We start from the raw sequence: 18,907 nt of genomic DNA, 5'->3' as shown, positions 1-18,907 counted from the left end.
CCGACGCTACGGCGTGGGTCACACCACAGCGGGCGCCACCGTCCCGCGCACCTCGCCGAACCCGATCCGGGCACCGCCTGGGCCCGGGGCGGAGGCGCTGATGACGACCTCGTCGCCGTCCTCCAGGAACGCCCTGGTCTCCTCGCCGACCGCGAGCGGTTCGCGACCGCCCCAGCTCAGCTCCAGCAGCGAACCGCGCTGGTCCTTCGCCGGGCCGGTGACCGTGCCGGACGCGTACAGGTCGCCGGTGCGCAGGCTCGCGCCGTTCACGGTGAGGTGCGCGAGCTGCTGCGCGCCCGTCCAGTACTGCGTGGCGAACGGCGGGCTGGACACGAGATGGCCGTTGATCCGGATTTCCAGCGTCAGGTCCAGGCTCCACGGTTCGGCCGCGCGCAGGTATTCGAACGGCTCCGGATCCTGCGCGGGCTGCGGCACGCGGGCCTGCTCCAGCGCGGCCAGCGGAACCAGCCACGGCGACATGGACGTGGCGAACGATTTGCCGAGGAACGGCCCGAGCGGCTGCGATTCCCAGCCCTGCAGGTCACGCGCCGACCAGTCGTTGACCAGGCAGACGCCGAAGACGCGGCGAGGGAACTCGTCGATCGGCACCGGTGTGCCCAGCTGCGATCCCACGCCGACGACGAAGCCGACCTCCGCCTCGAAGTCGAGCCGCTTGGCCGCGCCGAACGACGGTTCCGCCGCCTTCCGCGGTTTCCGTTGCCCCGCCGGGCGGATCACCGGCGTGCCGGACGCGACGACGGTGCCCGCGCGGCCGTGGTAGCCGATCGGCAGGTGCTTCCAGTTCGCCGGCACCAGATCGTCCCCGCCGGTGAAGATCCGGCTGGCGTTGATCGCGTGCTGTTCGCTGGAGTAGAAGTCGGCGTAATCGGCGACCTCCACCGGCAGATGGCTGACGATGTCCGCGCGGGGCACCAGATGCGGCCGGATCCGGTCGGCGTGCCGCGGTTCGGCGAGCCATTCGCGGACCCGCGCCCGCACCTCGGCCCAGACGTCCGGGCCGGCGGCGAGCAACGGGTTCAGCACGCCCGCGGCGAGCAGGTGGCCGAAGGACTCCCCCTCGGCCGCCGCGGTCAGGTCGAGCACCTGGTCTCCGACCGCGACACCGGCCCGGCGGATCCGCTCGCCGCGGGAGAAGACGCCGTAGGGCAGGTTGTCGAGGCCGAAGAGGGTGCCGGCCGGAAGGTCGGGCCAGCTCACGCGGACGCCTCCGCGATCCACGCGCCGACCACGGTGTCCAATGCCGACAGCGGGAGAATTCCGTTGCCCAGGATCACATCGTGGAACGCGCGGATGTCGAACCGCTCGCCCAGCGCCTGCTCGGCCTCGGCGCGGACCCGCTGGATTTCCAGCCGCCCGACCATGTAGCTCAGCGCCTGGCCCGGATTCGCGACGTACCGGTCGATCTCCGCCTCGATCTCCATCTTCGCCATCGGCGTGTGCTCGACCAGGTAGTCGACCGCCTGCTGCCGGGTCCAGCCCAGCGCGTGCAGACCGGTGTCGACGACGAGCCGTCCGGCCCGCATCGAGTCCTGGGCGAGCATGCCGAAGCGGGCGACGTCGTCGGAGTAGAGGCCCATCTCGTCGGCGAGGCGCTCCGCGTACAGGCCCCAGCCCTCGATGTAGGCGTTGAACGGCGCGATCCGGCGCAGCAGCGGCAGATCGGTGAGTTCCTGCGCGAACGTGAGCTGGAAGTGGTGCCCGGGAACGGCTTCGTGGAACGCGATCCCCTCGCTGGTGAACCGCGGCCGCGAACTCGCCGCATAAGTGTTCGCGTAGTACGTGCCGGGACGGGAACCGTCGAACGCGGCCTGGAGGTAGTAGGCGATAGTGCCGCTCGCCGCGTCCGCCTCCGGGACCGGCTCGACCGCGCACCTCGCGTCCGGCACCCGGGAGAACCATTGCGGGGCAACGGTTTCCGCTCGGGCGATGGCGGTGCGAGCGCCTGCCAGCAGCTCCTCGCCGTCGCGCCAGCGCAGCCGCGGGTCGGTGCGGAGGCGGTCGAAGATCTCCCGCAGGTCCCCGGTGCCGAACACGCGGGAGCCCAGCTCGCGGTACTCCTCGGCCAGTTTTTCGCCCATCCGCAGACCGGTGTCGTGCAGCTCCTGCGCGGTGCGGTCGGTGGTGGTGTGCGCGCGGATCAGGCCCTGGTACTTCTCCAGCCCGCCCGGCAGGTGGCCGATGCCCGGCTGGCTGCCGGTCTTCGACACCGGCAGCACGTCCTCGGCGAGGAAGTCGCGGTAGCGGCGGTACGCGGGCCGCACGACCTCGGCGAGCAGCCGGTCGCACTCCGCGGCGAAGCCTTCGACCTCGACCGCCGGCGTGACGCGGAACGGGTCGCCGTCTTCGTTCGCCAGATACCGCTCGACGTACTCGATCCCGATGCGCACCAGGAAGTCCGGCGGCGCGAACCCGTCCCCGACAGTCGTCCGCTGCGCCTCGATCACCGCGTCGAGATAGCCGCCGATCGCCGCCAGCCTCGTGAGGTAGTCGCGCGCCTTGTCCGCGTCGTCCGGGGCCAGCGCGGGAAGAATGGTCATGAGGTTGAGCGCGGGCGAGCTGAACCCGTCGCTCACCGCGAACCCGGACAGCCGCGAGTCGATCGTGTCGATCGCGCCGCGGGCGTGCGTGCGCACCACCTCGCGGGTGATGACCTCGGACGCGGTCAGCCCGGCCGGGTCGAGCGCGTCCGCGCGCTCGGCGATCGCGGCGTACGCCGCCCGGTGGCGCTCGGCCGCGGCGAGACTCGGGTCGGCGAGTTTGGTGTGGTCGCCGGGGAGCCCGAGGACAGTGCGCTCCAGAGGTTCCGCCTCGAAGCTCAGCTCGACCAGCTCGTCCGCCAGGCCGGCGACGGTGTCGCCGTGGCCAGCCGCCCACTCGGTGACCACGGCGTCCAGCACCGACAGCGGCAGGGAGCCGCCGGAGAGGACCGTGTCGTGGAAGGCCTTGACGTCGAAGCGGCTGCCGAGCCGCTGTTCGGCCTGCTTGCGCAGCCGCTCGATTTCCAGCCGCCCCACCAGGTACGCGAGCGCCTGGCCCGGGTAACCGAGGTACCGGTCGACCTCGGACTCGATCTCGACCTGCGCCATCGGCGTGTGCTCCAGCAGGTAGTCGACCGCCTGCTGACGGCTCCAGCCCAGCGCGTGCAGGCCGGTGTCGACGATCAGCCGGCCGGCCCGCATGGACTCCATCGTCAGCATGCCGAGCAGCGACACGTCGTCGGAGTACAGGCCCATCTCCTCGGCGAGGCGCTCGGTGTAGAGGCCCCAGCCCTCGGCGTACGCGGTGAAGTTGCCGACGCGGCGCAGCAGCGGCAGGCCGGCGAGGCCGAGCGCGGTGCTGAGCTGGAAGTGGTGGCCAGGGATCGCCTCGTGGAACGCGATGACCTCGGCGGTGTGCCGGAACCGCTCGGCGGCCTGGTAGGTGTTCGCGAAGTAGACGCCCGGGCGGGACCCGTCCGCGGCGGGCGGCATGTAGTACGCCGGCGGCGCTCCGGGCGCGGAATCCTCCGGCACCGCCTCGACGGTCCACGGGTGCTGCGGGATGTGGCCGAACCAGTTCGGCGCCTCGGCCGCGGCGCGGGAGATGGCCGTGCGGGCGGTTTCGAGGAGGTCCTCGGCGCTCGTCCAGCGGAGCTTCGGGTCGGTGCGCAGCCGCTCGAAGATCTCCGGCAGCTCGCGCGTGCCGAAGACGCGCTCGCCGAGCGCCTGGTACTGCTCGACCTGGCCGGCGATCACCGCGAGGCCGGTGTCGTGCAGCTCCTGCGGGGTGCGGTCGCTGGTGGTGTGGGCGCGGGCGAGGCGGGCGTAGATCTCGTCGCCGCCGGGGAGCCAGGAGACGCCTGCCTTGTCGTCGGGCCGGCCGTGCGGGAGGACCTCGGCCGCAAGGAAGTCGCGGTACTCGCGGAAGCCGGGCCGGGCGACGTCGCGGAGCACCTGCTCGCGGCGCGCGGCGAACTCCTCGTCCGGGGCGGGCTGGCGCAGCAGCGGGTCGTTCTCGGGCTCGGCGAGGTAGCGGTCGAGATGCGCGATCGCGGCCTTGACCAGGCGTTCGATCGGCAGGAGCCCCTCGGCGATGCCGTCGCGGTGCCGGTGCGCGACGGCGCGGAGGTACTCCGGGATCTCGCGGAGCCGATCGAGATGCGCCGCCGCGGTTTCCGCGGTGACGGTGATCATCGGCAGCGCGGACAGCAGCCCGGAGGCGGGCCCGACGAACAGGTCGGTGACGGTGAAGTCGACGACCCGGCTGTCCATCCGGTCGAGGTTTCCGGCGATGGAGCTGAGCAGGACGTCGCGGGTGACGCGGTCGACGGCGTCGAGCCCGGCCGGGTCGATCGCCTGGGCCCGCTCCCGGATCCCGGCGAGCTTCCCGCGGAACGCCGCCTCCGCCGCGGCCGACGGATCGCCGAGCCCCGGCGCGTCCGGCCGGATGCCGAGAATGGCGGCGTCGAGCGGCTCGTGGTCGAACGACACCTCGACGAGTTCGTCGGCGAGATCGGAAACGACGGTCATCGGCGTGGACCCCCAGGGTAGGCGGAGCGAGTGCTGATGCCGACCCTAATCGAGACGGGGGTGCGCACGCCCGCGTCCTCGGCGGCCGGTCCCCCGGCGGGCCGTACCGGCGTGCCGGGGCGTGGAACCCGTGCGCCCGGCACCGCGCGGATCGCCGGCGTCGCGGTGGCGGGGCACGCCGGGCACGTGGTGCGGCCGGGCCGGGCGGGCGAGGCGGTAGCGTTGCCGGAGTGGCCGTGACCGATCCCGCCGACATCCGCCTGCTCGCCGCGCTCGCCGAGCTGGGCAAGGGGGCTGTGCACGAGCTGGCGGCGAAGGTCGGGATGGACCCGCGGGAGGTCGCGTACCGGCTGGTCGCGCTGTCCGGGAGCGGGTTGCCGCTGCTGGTCGGGGTCGAAAGCGACCCGAACGGTCTCCGCGCGGCGATCTCCGGGGCTCCGGCGTCGTGGCAGCGCCCGCCTGCGGGCGGGTATCCGGCCGGGACCGGGTCGGCTCCGTTCCCCGCGGCGGGCGGACCGAACCCGGGCGGGACGCCGGGCCCGATGGCTTCCGGCCAGGGTGCGGCGCCGGGCGCCATGCCCTCCGCCCCGGTGCCGAACGGCCCGGCGTCGGCGGGAGTTCCCGTTCGAGGCGGAGCGTCGGGAATGCCGGGCGGAATGTCCGGCGCGCAAGGCTCCGGCCCGCACCCGCCCGGACCGGACGGGCTCCCCGGCCCCGAATCGGCCGGGACGCCGGGGCACTCCGGCCCGCATCCGCCGGGGCAGCACGGCATCCCCGGACCCGGAACCTCCGGCGCATACCCGCCCGCGCAAACCGGAACCCCCGCAAGCCAGGGGCAGCACGGCATGCCCGGCCCCGGAACCTCCGGCGCGTACCCGCCCGCGCAAACCGGAACCCCCGCGAGCCAGGGGCAGCACGGGATGCCCGGACCCGGAACCTCCGGCGCGTATCCGCCCGCGCAGACCGGGATCCCGGCAACCGGGCCAGGTCTGGGCATGCCCGGACCCGCCGCGCCGGGACCCTCGGGCGCGTACGCGCCCGGACCGGCCGGGATTCCCGGGGTTTCCGGCGCGTATCCCCCCGGACCGAACGGGATCCCCGCCGGGCCGGGCGTCTCCGGCGCGTACGGTCCCGGGCAGCCGGGGATGCCGCCCGGCGGCGCGAATGTCCGCAATGGACCATCAGGGCCGTACCCGGCTCCGGATCCGGTCGTCAGCACGTGGGGCGTCCCGCAGACCGCTTCCTGGGCTCGCGGCGACGAACCCCGGCCCGCCGCCGCGCCTGCCAGGCAGGGCCGGATCGGCGAGACGATGCAGTCCCAGGGGCTCGAAGGGGAACAGCTTTCCGTGCAGCTGCTGGAGGTCCAGGATCCCGCCGACTTCCTCTTCGGCGCGGCAGGCTACCGGCTCGAAGACGGCGAGCGCGCGGTCGTCGTGCACACCGAGATCACCAATCGCGGGCCGATCCCGTTCGCGTCGCTGCCCGACAACTACCTCGAACTCGTCACCGACAGCGGCGAGACCGTCGCGAAAGCCCCGGTTTCGCTGACGTCCCGGCCGCCGCACAAGATCGGCGTGCAGCCGGGCGAGACGCTCGGCGGGCACACCGTCTACGTCCTTCCCGCCGCGACGCGGGTGGTCTCGGTGCGCTGGAGCCCGCGGCCCGAGCCGGACGAGCGCACCTTGACCTGGGCCGTCGGCTAGCTGTCTCGTGAGTCCCTAGTTCCCGTCGCGCAGGATCTCCAGCGCACCGGCCAGATCGTCCGGGTACTCCGCCGCGAACTCGACCCACCGGCCGTCCGCGGGATGCGCGAAACCCAGCGTCCGCGCGTGCAGCCACTGCCGCGTCAGTCCGAGCTTCTTGGCCAGCACCGGGTCCGCCCCGTAGGTCAGGTCGCCCGCGCACGGGTGGCGCAGCGCGGAGAAGTGCACGCGGATCTGGTGCGTACGCCCGGTTTCCAGCTTCACGTGCGCCAGCGAAGCCGCCCGGAAAGCCTCGACTACCTCGTAGTGCGTGACGCTCGGCCGTCCGCCCGCGACGACCGCGAACTTGTAGTCGTGCCGCGGATGGCGGTCGATCGGGGCGTCGATGGTGCCGCGCGTCGGGTCGGGGTGGCCCTGCACGACGGCGTGGTAGCCCTTGTCGACGGTCCGCTCCTTGAACGCCCGCTTCAGCACGGTGTACGCGTGCTCGCTCTTCGCCACCACCATCACCCCGGTGGTGCCCGCGTCGAGCCGGTGCACGACGCCCTGCCGTTCGGCCGCGCCCGAGGTCGAGATGCGCAGCCCGGCCGCGGCCAGGCCGCCGACGACCGTCGGGCCGGTCCAGCCGGGGCTGGGGTGCACGGCGACGCCGACCGGTTTCGAAATCACCACGATGTCGTCGTCATCGTGCAGGATCTTCATGCCTTCGACCGGCTCCGCGACGATTTCCGCCGCACGCTCGGGTTCCGGCAACGTCACCTCAAGCAGTCCGCCCGCGGACAGCCGGTCCGATTTGCCCGCCGGATGACCGTCGAGCAGGACCTCGCCCGCCGCCGCCAGCTCCGCGACCGCGGTGCGGGACAGGCCGAGCAGTTTGGCGAGCCCCGCGTCGACGCGCATCCCGTCGAGCCCGTCGGGGACGGGCAGCATGCGCGCGCTCACGCGGATTCCTTCTTCTTGCCGCGGCTGGAGGTGCCGTCGTAGTCCTTGCCGAGCAGGGACAGCAGCACGATCAGCGCGCCGCCGACGCAGATCGCGGAGTCGGCGATGTTGAAGATCGCGAAGCCTTCGCCGTTGGGCGCGAACGCGGAGATGAAGTCGACGACGTGGCCGCGCAGCGGTCCGGGCTCGCGGAAGAACCGGTCGGTCAGGTTGCCGAGCGCGCCGGCGAGCACGAGCCCGAGGCCGATCGCCCAGCCGACCGAGCGGAGCCTGCGCGAGATCCACACGATCGCGATCACGACGCCGATCGCGACCAGCGCGAGCACCCACGTCATGCCGGTCGCCATCGAGAACGCGGCACCCGGGTTGCGGATGACCTGCAGGTAGATCAGCCCGCCGAGGATCGGCTTCGGCTCCTTGCCCTCGAGGTCGGCGACGACGAGGTTCTTCGTGATCAGGTCGATCGCCCACAGCAGCGCCGCGACCGCGAACACCACCCAGACCCGCCGCTTGGGCAGCGGCGCGCCTTCGTCGGCAGCGTCCTGCTCGGGCGGTTCCGCAGACGGCTCGACCTCGGGTTCGGACGGCGAAGGATCGGTGCTCACACCCCCATTGTCCACAACCGCGCCCGAGCAGGTCACAGCGGCAGTCCCCGGCCCGAATTCAGTCGCCCCGGACACCGCTTCGCTGCCCTGCCCGCCGAGATCCCCGCCGCGGCCGGGATCGCCTTCGACCTCTCCCCCGCTGGCCAGCCGACAGCGCGCACCTGCGCCCCTTGACAGGCCTCTCCCGCACCGAACCGCGGGAAATCCACGACGTGCCGCAGTCCGCCCTGGCCGGCTGCGACACCCCGGTCCCCACCCCGGCCGACGCGGCCCGAGCCGCGTTCACTCACCTGCCCGGTCGCTCCTCAACGGCCATCTCGCCGAACGCGGCCTGCTGAATGACCTGCACGCGATCATCCTGGCGCACCGGCAGTGTTTGATGGCGTCGGCTCCGCCGCCGCGGCGGGCGCGCCGTTGAGCCGATCCCGCGTCGTGGTCAAGTTTTCTGGCGAGCCAGTCCCAAAACCGGAACCGTCACCCCAGTGCCCTCAGGCGCAAAACGGCGGCAGCTCCCGCGTATCCCCCACCGGCGCCCATCGCCCGTCCGCCTTCGCGTACTCCCACCGGGCTCCCCGGGCCACGATCTGCCGCAGCGCCAGCACCAGCCGGTCCACGTGCTCCTCAGTGCTCCCCAGCCCGAGGCTCACCCGAACCGCCTGCTGGCCCTCGCTTCCGGCCTCGCGGATCAACCGCCGGGCGGCCACGTGCGCGCAGAACGCCCCGTCCCGCACGCCGATCCCGTACTCAGCCGACAGCACCGCGGCCAGCCACCCGGGCTCGAATCCGTCGACGACGAAGCTCACCGTGCCGACCCGGTCCACCGGCGCGTCGAAGAATCGCAGCTCAGCGAACCCCGGCAAGCCTTCAAGCCCCTTGCGCAGCCGCTCCAGCAGAGCGGCCTCGTGCGAGCCAACGGCATCCCACTGAGCCGCCAGCTGCTCGCAAGCCACCCCAAGCGCATACACGCCAACGGTGTTCGGCGACCCGGCCTCGTGCCGCTCCTCGCCGCTGTTCCACACCACGGCCTCCTCGGTCACCAGCTTCGTAGCGCCTCCACCGGCGAGGTACGGCTCGGCGGCCCGCAACCAGTCGCCGCGCCCGATCAGCGCACCAGCCCCGAAGGGCGCGTACAGCTTGTGACCGGACAGCGCGACGTAGTCGACATCCAGCTCCCGCAACGAAATCCGCCGATGCGGAGCGAGCTGCGCGGCGTCAAGGGCCACCCGGGCGCCGTGGTTCCGGGCCACCGCGGCGATCTCGGCGACCGGCAGCAGCTCGCCAGTCACATTGGACGCACCAGCGACCACCACCAACCGAGGCCCCTGCGGACATTCCGCAAGCGCTTCGTCCACAACGGACACTGCGGCGAGCCGGGTCCGCGGCAGCTGCACGCGCCGGACGTTCGGACCCCGCCACGGCAGCAGCGCCGCGTGGTGCTCGCTGTCGAACACCACCACGGAAGTCTTGCGCGGCAACGCCTTTGCCAGCAGGTTGAACGCGTCAGTGGTGTTGCGAGTGAAGATCACCGAGTCGCCGCTGCGCGCGTCCACGAACCGGCGCACCACGTCCCGGGTCCGTTCGTACAGCCGCGTCGAGACCTGCGAAGCGAAGCCCGCGCCACGATGCACGCTGGCGTACCAGGGAAGAAACTCGTCGACCGCCGAGCGCACCGCGTCCAGGCACGGCGCGCTCGCCGCGTGGTCGAGGTTGGCGTAGCCGATGTCGCCGCCCGTCACCAGCGGGACCCGCAGCGCCGCACCAGCGACAGCGGGAACAGCGGTGCCAACAGCTTCCGTGGACCGGTCGAGTGCGAGAGTCATGACGGTGCCTCCTCGGCGTTCCGGGGGACCCCCGGCGAGGGGCCCGCGCTTGCCCGCCGCACTGCGCGACCGGCCTGGTCCTCACCCGGGGCACCCCACCGCGGTAGGAGGGTTGCCGGCCAGCGAGCCGGGGCTTCGCGCTGGCACTCATGACCTGGAACCGAAGATAGCGGACAACCCCCGGACGAAACCAGCCCCGTCTCGTGATCTGAGACGGCAGTCACCGGGTGTGTCCACAAAGGGCAGAAGGGTCAGGCCCCGGATTCCCCGTGCCAGCGGGCGAGGCGGCCGGCCCGGTCGACGGCCCGGATGCGCCGTTCGGTCGCGTCCCGGTCGGCGGCGGTGGTGACCACCAGAAGCTGGTCGGCGACCTGCAAGCGGCTCGTTTTCTGCGGGGTGAAGCCCGCCCCGTCGCGGACCACGAGGCTGACCGTCGCCCCGGCGGGCAGCCGCAGCTCCGACAGGTACACGCCGTGCAGCTTCGACCCCTTCTGAATGCGCACCTGCAGCAGTTCCGCACCGAGTTCGTCGAGCGGGGCGGCGTCGACCTCGATCTCGTGCGCCTGTGTCGCCTTCGCCAGTCCGAGGATCCGCGCGAGCGGGCTGAGCGTCGCGCCCTGCAGCACGGTGAGCACGATGACGAGCACGAAAACCGCGTCCACGAGCCGTTGCGCGCCGGGCACGCCTTCGGACAGCGGGATCATCGCGAGCACGATCGGCACCGCACCGCGCAATCCGGCCCAGGACAGGAACGTCTGCTCCCGCCACGGCAAACGGAACGGCAGCAGCGACAGGACCACCGAGAGCGGCCGGGCGAGCAGCAGCACCACCGCGCCCGCGACCAGTCCCGGGATCAGCGCTTCGAGCAGCCGGGTCGGCGACGCGAACAGGCCGAGCAGCACGAACAGGCCGATCTGCGCGAGCCAGCCGAGCCCTTCGGCGAAGGACAGGGTGTCCGAGCGGTGCGGCAGCTTGGAGTTCCCCAGCACCAGGCCGGCGACGTAGGTGGCGAGCAGGCCGGACGCGTGCGCCAGCTGTCCCGAGGAGTACGCGAGCAGGCACACCGCGACCGTGGCGAGCGGGTACAGGCCGGTCGCCGGGAGCGCGGCCCGCCGCAGCGCCTGCGCGCCCAGCCAGCCGAACGCGAGGCCGAGCGCGAGGCCGGTGAGCAGTTCGTAGACCACCAGCAGCGGCAGCGACCAGTCCACCGCCTCGCCGGAGGCGAGCACGACGACCGCGATGTAGGCGGGCGCGTCGTTGATGCCGGATTCCAGCTCCAGCGCGCCGACGAGCCGTTTGCCGACCCCGGCCGTGCGCAGCACGGAGAACACCGCCGCGGCGTCGGTCGACGCGAGGACCGCGCCCCACAGCAGGGCCAGCCGCCAGTCGAGGCCGAGCAGCCAGTGCAGTGCCGCGCCGGTGACCGCGATGCTGATCACCACGGCCAGTGTGGACAGCAGGATTCCGGGCCCCAGCGAGGGTTTCACCGCGGACCAGCGCGTGGTGAGCCCGCCCTCGGTGAGGATCAGGACGAGCGCGGCGAGCCCGAGGGACTGGGTGAGCGCCGGATTGTCGAAGCGGATGCCGAACCCGGCTTCGCCGAGCACGACGCCGATCCCGAGATACAGCAGCAGCGAGGGGAATCCGAGCCGGATGGACACCCGCACCGCGAGCACCGAGACGACCAGAACCAGCGCTCCGACGCCCAGCAGCATGGGAAGCTCGTCCACCCCTCCGCCTCCCTCCTGTCGCCCGCAGGCGTCCAGAATAGTGAGGCGGTGTCCGGTTCCCGTGCGCGCACCACCGGTCCGGGGGACCTCGCCGGTGTGTTACGAAGCCTCGGCGGCACTCACCGTCGCCAGATCGACACCCAGCGCGGCGAACGGACCCCGCGCACCGGGCAGGACCCGGATCGCGCGCTGCTGGTCCCGCGTCAGCCATCCGGCTTCGACCGCCCGCTCCAGCACCGCCGCCGGAACCGCGCCCGCGAGGTGTTCCCGCCGCTCTGTCCAATCCAGACAGTCACGCAGCAGCGGCCGCCGCGGCCGGTCCGGCACCGCGACGCCGAGATCGGCCAGCACGTCGCGTCCGGCGTCGGTGAGCGCGAGCCCGTCCGACACGTCGATCAGGCCCCGCTCGACCATCCCGTCGCGCAAGGCGACACCGAGCGTCCCGGCGAGATGGTCGTAGCAACTGCGCGCGAACGACAACCGCCGCACCCGCAACGAAGTCCGCAGCCCGGACGGCCGTTTCAGTTCGGCATGCTGCGCCAGATGCTCGATCAGCTCCGCGACCCGCGGATTCGCGAGCCGCACGTACGCGTGCCGCCCCTGCTTCACCCGGGCGACGAACCCGGCCTCGGCCAGCCGCGTCACGTGCTCGCTGGCCGTCGAGACCGCGATCCGCGCCGCGGCGGCCAGTTCGCCGACCGTCCAGGCGCGGCCGTCGAGCAGCGCGAGACACATGGTCGCGCGGCTCGGGTCGGCGAGCACGGCGGCGACCTCGGCCAGTGCGACGGTTTCCATACAGGGAGGGTAGAGCGGGCAGCGTTCGGCGGCGGCCGAAGAGTCGGGCGTGAGTGGCTATGCCGGTGAGAACCGGCAGCAGCACTCACGGCCCCTGGAGGCCTGCCTGCGCCGCGTTGCGCCTTCGCCGGTGCGGTCGTGAGTGGCTATGCCGGTTCTCACCGGCAGCGGTCGGCGCGGGCCTGAGCGTGTGCGTGTCGTGAGCCCTTACAGCGCGTCGAGGAACTTCGCGCCCAGCGAGACGGCCGGTTTGGAGTCGTTGGCCCCCTCCAGGAACACCGCGAACGCCAGGTCGCCGCGATAGCCGGCGAACCAGCCGTGTGCCTCCGCGCCGTCGCCGAACTGCGCGGTGCCGGTCTTGCCGAACACCGAGCCGGAGTGCGCCAGGCCGGTCGCGGTGCCGCCGGTGACGACCTCGCGCATCATCCCGCGCAACGCGGCCAGCACCGAACCCGAGGGCGGCTGGTAGCCGGTGCCGACCTTGGTGCCGCCTTCCCACAGCCGTGGCACGACCGCGCGCCCGGACGCCGCGGTCGCCGCCATCACCGCCGCCCCCATCGGGCTGACCTGCACCTTTCCCTGGCCGATGCCGTCCTCGACCTGTTCGTCCGCGTTCGCCGCCGGGTCGACGCGGCCCATCTCGGTGGACAGGCCCTCGATCGCGAAGTCGGCGTTGAGGCCGAACTGGGCGGCCGCCTTCGCGAGCCCGTCGGCGGGCAGCTGCGAAGCGAGCCTGCCGAACGTGGTGTTGCAGGACTTCGCGAACGCCTGGTGCACGGTGGTCGTGCCGAGGTCGAAACCCTCGTTGGAGAGCGTGCGGGTGCCGATCCGGTCGGTCAGCGGGCACGGAACCGAGGAATCCGGCGTGACCAGGCCGGCTTCCAGCGCCGCGGTCGCGGTGACGATCTTGAACGTCGACCCCGGCGCGTACTGGCCGCTGAACGCCGACGCGGCGTTGGTGACGCTGCCGTTCTGCGCCACCGCGAGCACGTCGCCGGACGACGGCTGGACGGCGACCAGGACGGCCTTGCCGTGATACCCGTCGACCGCTGCCTGGGCCGCCTTCTGGGTCGCGACGCTGAGCCCGGTGGCGGCCGGTTTGTGGTCGCCTTCGGGGTTGCCGAACAGCGTCTCCAGATTCTTGCCCGTGGCGTCCACGCGCTCCACCGCGAACGCTTCGGACGCCTGCCCGTGCCCGGTGAGCGCCGAACGGAGCAGCGGGAACGCCTTCTCGTCAGCGAGCTTCAGCCCTCCTCCGCCGGAGACGACGAGCGGTTTGCCGTCGCGGTCGACCACTGCCGGGACGTCCGAGGACGCGATCGCCAGCCGCTGCCCCGCTTCCAGCTTGGGGTGCAGCACCGTCGGCGCCCAGTGGACCCGCCACGTGCCCTGTGCCTGGACGAGCCCGAGACTGCCGGTGTAGGTCCAGGTGTGGCCGGGGCCGAGGTTCCAGGTGATTGTGTAGGCGGCCGTGGCCTTGCCGCCCTGCGCCGCGCCGACGTCGCCGAGCTTGGCGGTCAGTTCCTTGGGCCGCAGCGTCGCCCAGGCGTCCTGCAGCGCGGAAGAGGCGTCCGCCGGAGCGTCGGTGGCCTTGCTGGCGGTGTCGGCGTCCTTCGTGGCGAAGGCGAGCAGGTATCCGCGAGCGGCCGAGGCCGGGTCGTTCGGCTCCGCGGCGGTTGACCCTGGCTCCGAACCTGGCGAGGCCGCCGTCGATCCCCCGCCGCTGAGCAGCACGACCGCTGCCACGACGATCGCGACCACGGCCAGCGCGCCCCCGATCAGCACGCCCTTCTTCCCGGCAGGACTCACCGTCGCCTCCCCCTCGCCCACGCGGTCCGCCCGCGTCCCTCGCTCAGCTTTCCATCGCTGCGCCGAAGCGGGCGTTACCTCGGGAAACGCGAGGAATTCGTGATCAACGGCGGGCCGTATAGGTCGTTATACAGTTTGGTCGGATTTCCGGCGGGCGCGTTGCCCGCAGATCCCGGCCGCGACCAGCGCCGCGACCAGGACGCCCGAGCTGATCAGCTGGATCCGGGCGGCGGGGTCGCCGGTCATCACCGCCAGGATCGCGACCATCGCGGCGAGCGTCGCCCAGGTCAGGTACGGGAAGCCCCACATGCGCACGGTGCGGCTCTCCGGCGCGGTGCGTTCCAGCTGCTTGCGCACCCGCAACTGCGTGCAGGCGACCAGGATCCACACGATCAGCAGCACCGAGCCGACCGCGTTGAGCAGGTACTGGAAGACGGTGTCCGGCCAGAGCGCGTTCAGCGCCACGGCAACGAACCCGAAGAGCACCGAAGCGGCGACCGCGAAGCTCGGCACGCCGTTGCGGTCCACTTTGGCCAGTGCGCGCGGCGCGTGGCCGCGGCGCGCCAGCGAGTACACCATACGGGCCGCGCCGTACATGTTGGTGTTCAGCGTGGACAGCAAGGCGAACAGCACGACCACGTTCATGATCTGCCCGGTCGCCGGGATCCCGATCCGTTCGAGCACCGCGGCGAACGGGCTCTGTCCGGTTTGGACACTCGGCCACGGCAACAGCGAGACGATGACCAGCATGGAACCGATGTAGAACACCGAAATCCGCACGACCGCGTTGCGGACCGCCTTGCCGACAGCGTGCGCGGGGTCGTCGGACTCGGCGGCCGCGATGGTCACCACTTCCAGGCCGCCGAAGCTGAAGACCACCGCGAGCAAACCGGCGCCGACGCCCTGCCATCCGTGGGGCAGCAGCCCGCCGTTGCCGAGGAGATTGGCCGTTCCGGCGAAAGACGTTCCCGGGAGCACGCCGAGGAACGCGAGCACGCCGAGGACCAGGAAAGCCACGACCGCCACGACCTTGATCAGCGCCAGCCAGAACTCGAGTTCGCCGAAACGGGACACCGCCGTGAAGTTGACCGCGGTCAGCACGGCCATGAAGAGCAGGACCAGCGCCCACTGCGGAACGCCGGGCAGCCAGCTGTTGACGATGATCGCGGCCGCGGTGGCCTCGACCGCGAGCACGACCACGAGCGCGGCCCAGTACAGCCAGCCGATGGCGAACCCGGCCCACGGCCCGAACGCGCGCTCGGCGTGCACCGAGAAGGACCCGCTGGACGGGATCGCGGCGGCCATTTCCGCCATCATGCGCATGACCAGCATCGCGAGCGTGCCGGCGAGCACGAAGGACAGCACGACGGCGGGCCCGGCGAGCTTGATCCCGACGCCGGAGCTGACGAACAATCCCGAACCGATCACGCCGCCCATCGCGAGCATGGCGAGGTGCCGCTGGCGCAAGCCGGCGGCCAGCCCCTCGGCGGCCGGTTCGGCGGCGGCTTCTGAAGTCATGGGGAATCCCTAGCAGACGCTTGCCCGGGCGCCGGAGCCGAGGCACGCCCGTCCGCAGTCCCCGGCTGGGCGCGGCTCTCCCCACTCCCGCTGAGGTACGTGAGGGGAACCCTGAGGGAAATCTGATTCCCTGAGAGTTCCCCTCACAGACGTTCACCCCAGCGGGACCGCGCGCCCGGGGCACCCGTACTCAGGGGCGGGACCGCGTCAGATCACGCCTTCGCGACCGCCACGCGCACCTTCACGCCCTCGCCGACCGTGCCGTCGAAGCCCTCGGCCACCTCGCCGTAGGACACCGACGTCGCGAGCGTCTCGGACGCCACGAACTCCTCGTGCTCGCGCACCGCGGCCGTCACCTCGCCGGTGGCGTCCACGGTCAGCGAGATCCGGTCGCCGACGTCGAGACCGGCCTCGCGGCGGGCCTGCTGGACCACGCGGACCAGGTCGCGCGCCAAACCCTCGTTCGCCAGGTCCTCGGTGACCTCGGTGTCCAGCACGACCAGGCCGGCCCCGCCGGGCAGTTCGGCCGCCGCGCCGCCGCCCGCGGCCACCAGCCGCCGGTCGTATTCGCCGTCGGCCAGTTCGACGCCCGCCGCCACGACCGCGCCGGACTCGTTGGTCGTCCAGTCGCCCGCCTTGACCGCCTTGATCACCTGCTGCACGGCCTTGCCCAGCCGCGGACCGGCCGCCCGCGCGTTCACCGCGACCTCGAACGAGCCGTGCGCGGCGACGTCGGTGGTCAGCTCCACCGACTTCACGTTCACCTCGTCCCGGAGGATCTCGGTGAACCCGCGCAGCGGTTCGACCTCCTCGGCCGCGACCACGAGCTTCGCCAGCGGCAGCCGCACCCGCAGCTTGTTCGCCTTGCGCAGCGCCAGCGCCGACGACGCCACCTGCCGCACCTTGTCCATCGCGGTCACCAGCGCGGCGTCGGCGGGCAGGTCGAGCGCGTTCGGCCAGTCGGCCAGGTGCACCGAACGGCCGCCGGTCAGCCCGCGCCACACCGTTTCGGTGGTGAGCGGCAGCAGCGGCGCGATGACCCGGCAGGTCACCTCCAGCACCGTGTGCAGCGTGTCGATCGCGTCCTGCTCGCCCGCCCAGAACCGGTCGCGCGACCGGCGGACGTACCAGTTCGTCAGCACTTCGAGGAAGTCCCGCACGGTCTGGCACGCGCCCGCGATGTCGTAGCCGTCCATCGCGGACTCGACGTCGGTGACGAGTTCGTGCGTCTTCGCCAGCACGTACCGGTCGAGCAGGTGCGTGGAATCCGTGCGCCACTGCCCCTGCTTGCCTTCGGCATTCGCGTACAGGGCGAGGAAGTAGTACGAGTTCCACAGCGGCAGCACGGCCTGGCGGACCGCGTCGCGGATCCCCCGGTCGGTCACGACGAGGTTGCCGCCGCGCAGGATCGGGCTCGCCATGAGGTACCACCGCATGGCGTCGGACCCGTCGCGGTCGAAGACCTCGTTGACGTCCGGGTAGTTCCGCAGCGACTTCGACATCTTCTGGCCGTCGGAGCCGAGCACGATGCCGTGCGACACGCAGGTGCGGAACGCCGGCCGGTCGAACAGCGCGGTCGCGAGCACGTGCAGCAGATAGAACCAGCCGCGGGTCTGCCCGATGTACTCGACGATGAAGTCGCTCGGGTAGTGGTGCTCGAACCATTCGCGGTTCTCGAACGGATAGTGCACCTGGGCGTAGGGCATCGACCCGGAGTCGAACCACACGTCGAGCACGTCCGGCACGCGGCGCATGGTGGACCTGCCGGTCGGGTCGTCCGGGTTCGGCCGGGTCAGCTCGTCGATGTAGGGCCGGTGCAGGTTGTCCAGCCGGACGCCGAAGTCGGCCTCCAGCTCGTCCAGCGAGCCGTAGACGTCGATGCGCGGGTAGGCCGGGTCGTCCGAGCGCCACACCGGGATCGGCGTGCCGAAGTAGCGGTTGCGGGAGATCGACCAGTCGATGGCGTTCTCCAGCCACTTGCCGAACTGGCCGTCCTTGACGTTCTCCGGGTACCAGGTGATCTGCTGGTTCAGCTCGACCATCCGGTCCTTGAACTGTGTCACCGCGACGAACCACGACGACACCGGCTTGTAGATCAGCGGGTTCCGGCAGCGCCAGCAGTGCGGGTACGAGTGGTCGTAGGTCTCGTGCCGCAGCAGCACCGCGCCCTGCGCCGCCGCGCCGCCGGTGCCGTTCTTGAGGTCCTTCACGATGTCCGGGTTCGCGTCGAACACCTGCTGCCCGGCGTAGTCCGGCACGGTGGCGTCGAACTTGCCGTGCGCGTCCACCGGGGTCGGCGGGACGATCCCGGCCGCGTCGGTCGCCGTCTTGTCGTCGGCGCCGTACGGCGCGAGGTGCACGATCCCGGTGCCGTCCTCGGTGGTGACGAAGTCCGCCAGCAGGACGCGGTGACCGTTCTCCAGCCCGGCGAAATACGGGAACGGCGGCGCGTACCGGGCCCCGGCCAGCTGCGCGCCGGTGTAGCGCGCGACGACTGTCGGCTCCTCGCCGAGTTCCCGGGCGTACGCGGCCAGCCGCGCCTCGCCGAGCAGGAAGCGTTTGCCCGGCTGGGTTTCGGTCTCCACCACGACGTACTCGACCTCGGGGTGCACCGCGGTCGCGAGGTTGGCCGGCAGCGTCCACGGGGTCGTGGTCCAGATCAGCAGGTGCGTGCCGTCGAGGTCGTTGTCGTTGCCCTCCAGCCGGAATCCGACCGTGACGGCCGGGTCCTGCCGGTTGCGGTAGACGTCGGCGTCCATGCCCAGCTCGTGGTTGGACAGCGGCGTCGCGTCGCGCCAGCAGTAGGGCAGGACCCGGTAGCCCTCGTAGACGAGTCCCTTGTCCCACAACCGTTTGAACGCCCAGAGCACCGACTCCATGTAGGTGACGTCGAGCGTCTTGTAGTCGTTGTCGAAGTCGACCCAGCGGGCCTGGCGCGTCACGTAGTCGCGCCATTCGTCGGTGTAGCGCAGCACGGATTCGCGCGAGGCCTCGTTGAACTTCGCGATGCCCATCTCTTCGATCTCGGTCGTCTCGGTGATCCCGAGCTGCCGCATCGCTTCGAGTTCGGCGGGCAGGCCGTGGGTGTCCCAGCCGAACCGCCGTTCGACGTGCTTGCCCTTCATCGTCTGGTAGCGCGGGACGATGTCCTTCACGTACCCGGTGAGCAGGTGCCCGTAATGCGGCAGGCCGTTGGCGAAGGGCGGGCCGTCGTAGAAGACGTACTCGTTGTCGCCGTTCGTGCCCTCGGGGCGGGCGTCGACGGTCGCCTGGAAGGTCCGGTCGCTCTCCCAGTACGCGAGGACGCTCTCCTCCAGCGCGGGGAACGACGGCTGGGACGGGACCGTGGTCTCTCCGCCCGGCGAAGCCTGGGGGTACATCCGGGTGCTCCTTGCGTTCGTCGCTCGTACGGGCGGCCGGCGACCACCCACACGGGGACGAGACGCTCGCGCGTCA

At 71.9% G+C, this 18,907-nt stretch carries 12 protein-coding genes and 1 riboswitch; of the genes, 2 read left to right on the top strand and 10 right to left on the bottom strand.

Annotation, left to right across the window (positions count from 1 at the left end):
• Window positions 1-18: 18 nt before the first annotated feature.
• Entirely contained in the window at window positions 19-1,218 is a 1,200-nt protein-coding gene (fahA, locus tag BM362_RS48965) for a fumarylacetoacetase (protein WP_067581363.1), read from the bottom strand.
• Complete coding sequence (locus tag BM362_RS48960; protein WP_093573705.1) at window positions 1,215-4,529, bottom strand: DUF885 domain-containing protein; 3,315 nt, start codon at window positions 4,527-4,529, stop codon at window positions 1,215-1,217. Before BM362_RS48960 ends, fahA begins: the two co-directional genes overlap by 4 nt.
• A 36-nt stretch (window positions 4,530-4,565) precedes the next feature.
• Here BM362_RS48960 and BM362_RS16535 point away from each other — a divergent pair, with 36 nt between their 5' ends.
• Together BM362_RS16535 and BM362_RS16530 are read left to right on the top strand one after the other, a co-directional pair.
• Window positions 4,566-4,769, top strand: coding sequence for a hypothetical protein (locus BM362_RS16535; RefSeq protein ID WP_143132438.1), 204 nt, complete (start codon window positions 4,566-4,568; stop codon window positions 4,767-4,769).
• A 605-nt stretch (window positions 4,770-5,374) separates the two neighbouring features.
• The gene (locus BM362_RS16530) at window positions 5,375-6,232 is read left to right on the top strand and encodes an AsnC family protein (RefSeq protein WP_425285707.1); all 858 of its coding nucleotides are present in this window, start codon (window positions 5,375-5,377) and stop codon (window positions 6,230-6,232) included.
• Between the two features lie 15 nt (window positions 6,233-6,247).
• On the opposite strand, the gene BM362_RS16525 is transcribed toward BM362_RS16530, so the two are convergent.
• The 8 genes from BM362_RS16525 to ileS form a co-directional block, all read right to left on the bottom strand.
• On the bottom strand, window positions 6,248-7,174 hold the full coding sequence (locus BM362_RS16525) for an RluA family pseudouridine synthase (RefSeq protein WP_093573703.1): 927 nt from the start codon (window positions 7,172-7,174) through the stop codon (window positions 6,248-6,250).
• Window positions 7,171-7,779, bottom strand: coding sequence for a signal peptidase II (lspA, locus tag BM362_RS16520; RefSeq protein WP_093573702.1), 609 nt, complete (start codon window positions 7,777-7,779; stop codon window positions 7,171-7,173). Before lspA ends, BM362_RS16525 begins: the two co-directional genes overlap by 4 nt.
• Window positions 7,780-8,267: 488 nt before the next feature.
• Entirely contained in the window at window positions 8,268-9,599 is a 1,332-nt protein-coding gene (locus BM362_RS16515; protein WP_067581357.1) for an aminotransferase class V-fold PLP-dependent enzyme, read from the bottom strand.
• 40 nt (window positions 9,600-9,639) lie between these two features.
• A riboswitch (SAM riboswitch) is annotated at window positions 9,640-9,754 on the bottom strand.
• A gap of 96 nt (window positions 9,755-9,850) precedes the next feature.
• A complete protein-coding gene (locus tag BM362_RS16510; RefSeq protein ID WP_067581355.1) occupies window positions 9,851-11,329 on the bottom strand; it encodes a potassium/proton antiporter in 1,479 nt (492 codons plus the stop codon).
• Between the two features lie 99 nt (window positions 11,330-11,428).
• Window positions 11,429-12,124 (bottom strand): ArsR/SmtB family transcription factor, encoded by a 696-nt coding sequence (locus BM362_RS16505; protein WP_093573701.1) that lies wholly within the window; start codon window positions 12,122-12,124, stop codon window positions 11,429-11,431.
• Window positions 12,125-12,331: 207 nt separating this feature from the next.
• Window positions 12,332-13,933, bottom strand: a complete 1,602-nt coding sequence (locus tag BM362_RS16500; protein WP_167545335.1) for a penicillin-binding transpeptidase domain-containing protein — start codon at window positions 13,931-13,933, stop codon at window positions 12,332-12,334.
• A gap of 126 nt (window positions 13,934-14,059) precedes the next feature.
• Window positions 14,060-15,451: an amino acid permease gene (locus BM362_RS16495; RefSeq protein ID WP_067581351.1), complete on the bottom strand. Its 1,392-nt coding sequence runs from the start codon at window positions 15,449-15,451 to the stop codon at window positions 14,060-14,062.
• A gap of 212 nt (window positions 15,452-15,663) precedes the next feature.
• A complete protein-coding gene (gene ileS, locus BM362_RS16490; RefSeq protein WP_093573700.1) occupies window positions 15,664-18,831 on the bottom strand; it encodes an isoleucine--tRNA ligase in 3,168 nt (1,055 codons plus the stop codon).
• Window positions 18,832-18,907 lie beyond the last annotated feature (76 nt).

Origin of the sequence: Amycolatopsis rubida (assembly GCF_900115345.1) — a bacterium.
GTDB classification, from domain to species: domain Bacteria; phylum Actinomycetota; class Actinomycetes; order Mycobacteriales; family Pseudonocardiaceae; genus Amycolatopsis; species Amycolatopsis rubida.
Note: the sequence above shows the minus strand (reverse complement) of the source record. Positions and strands in the feature narration are given on the sequence as shown.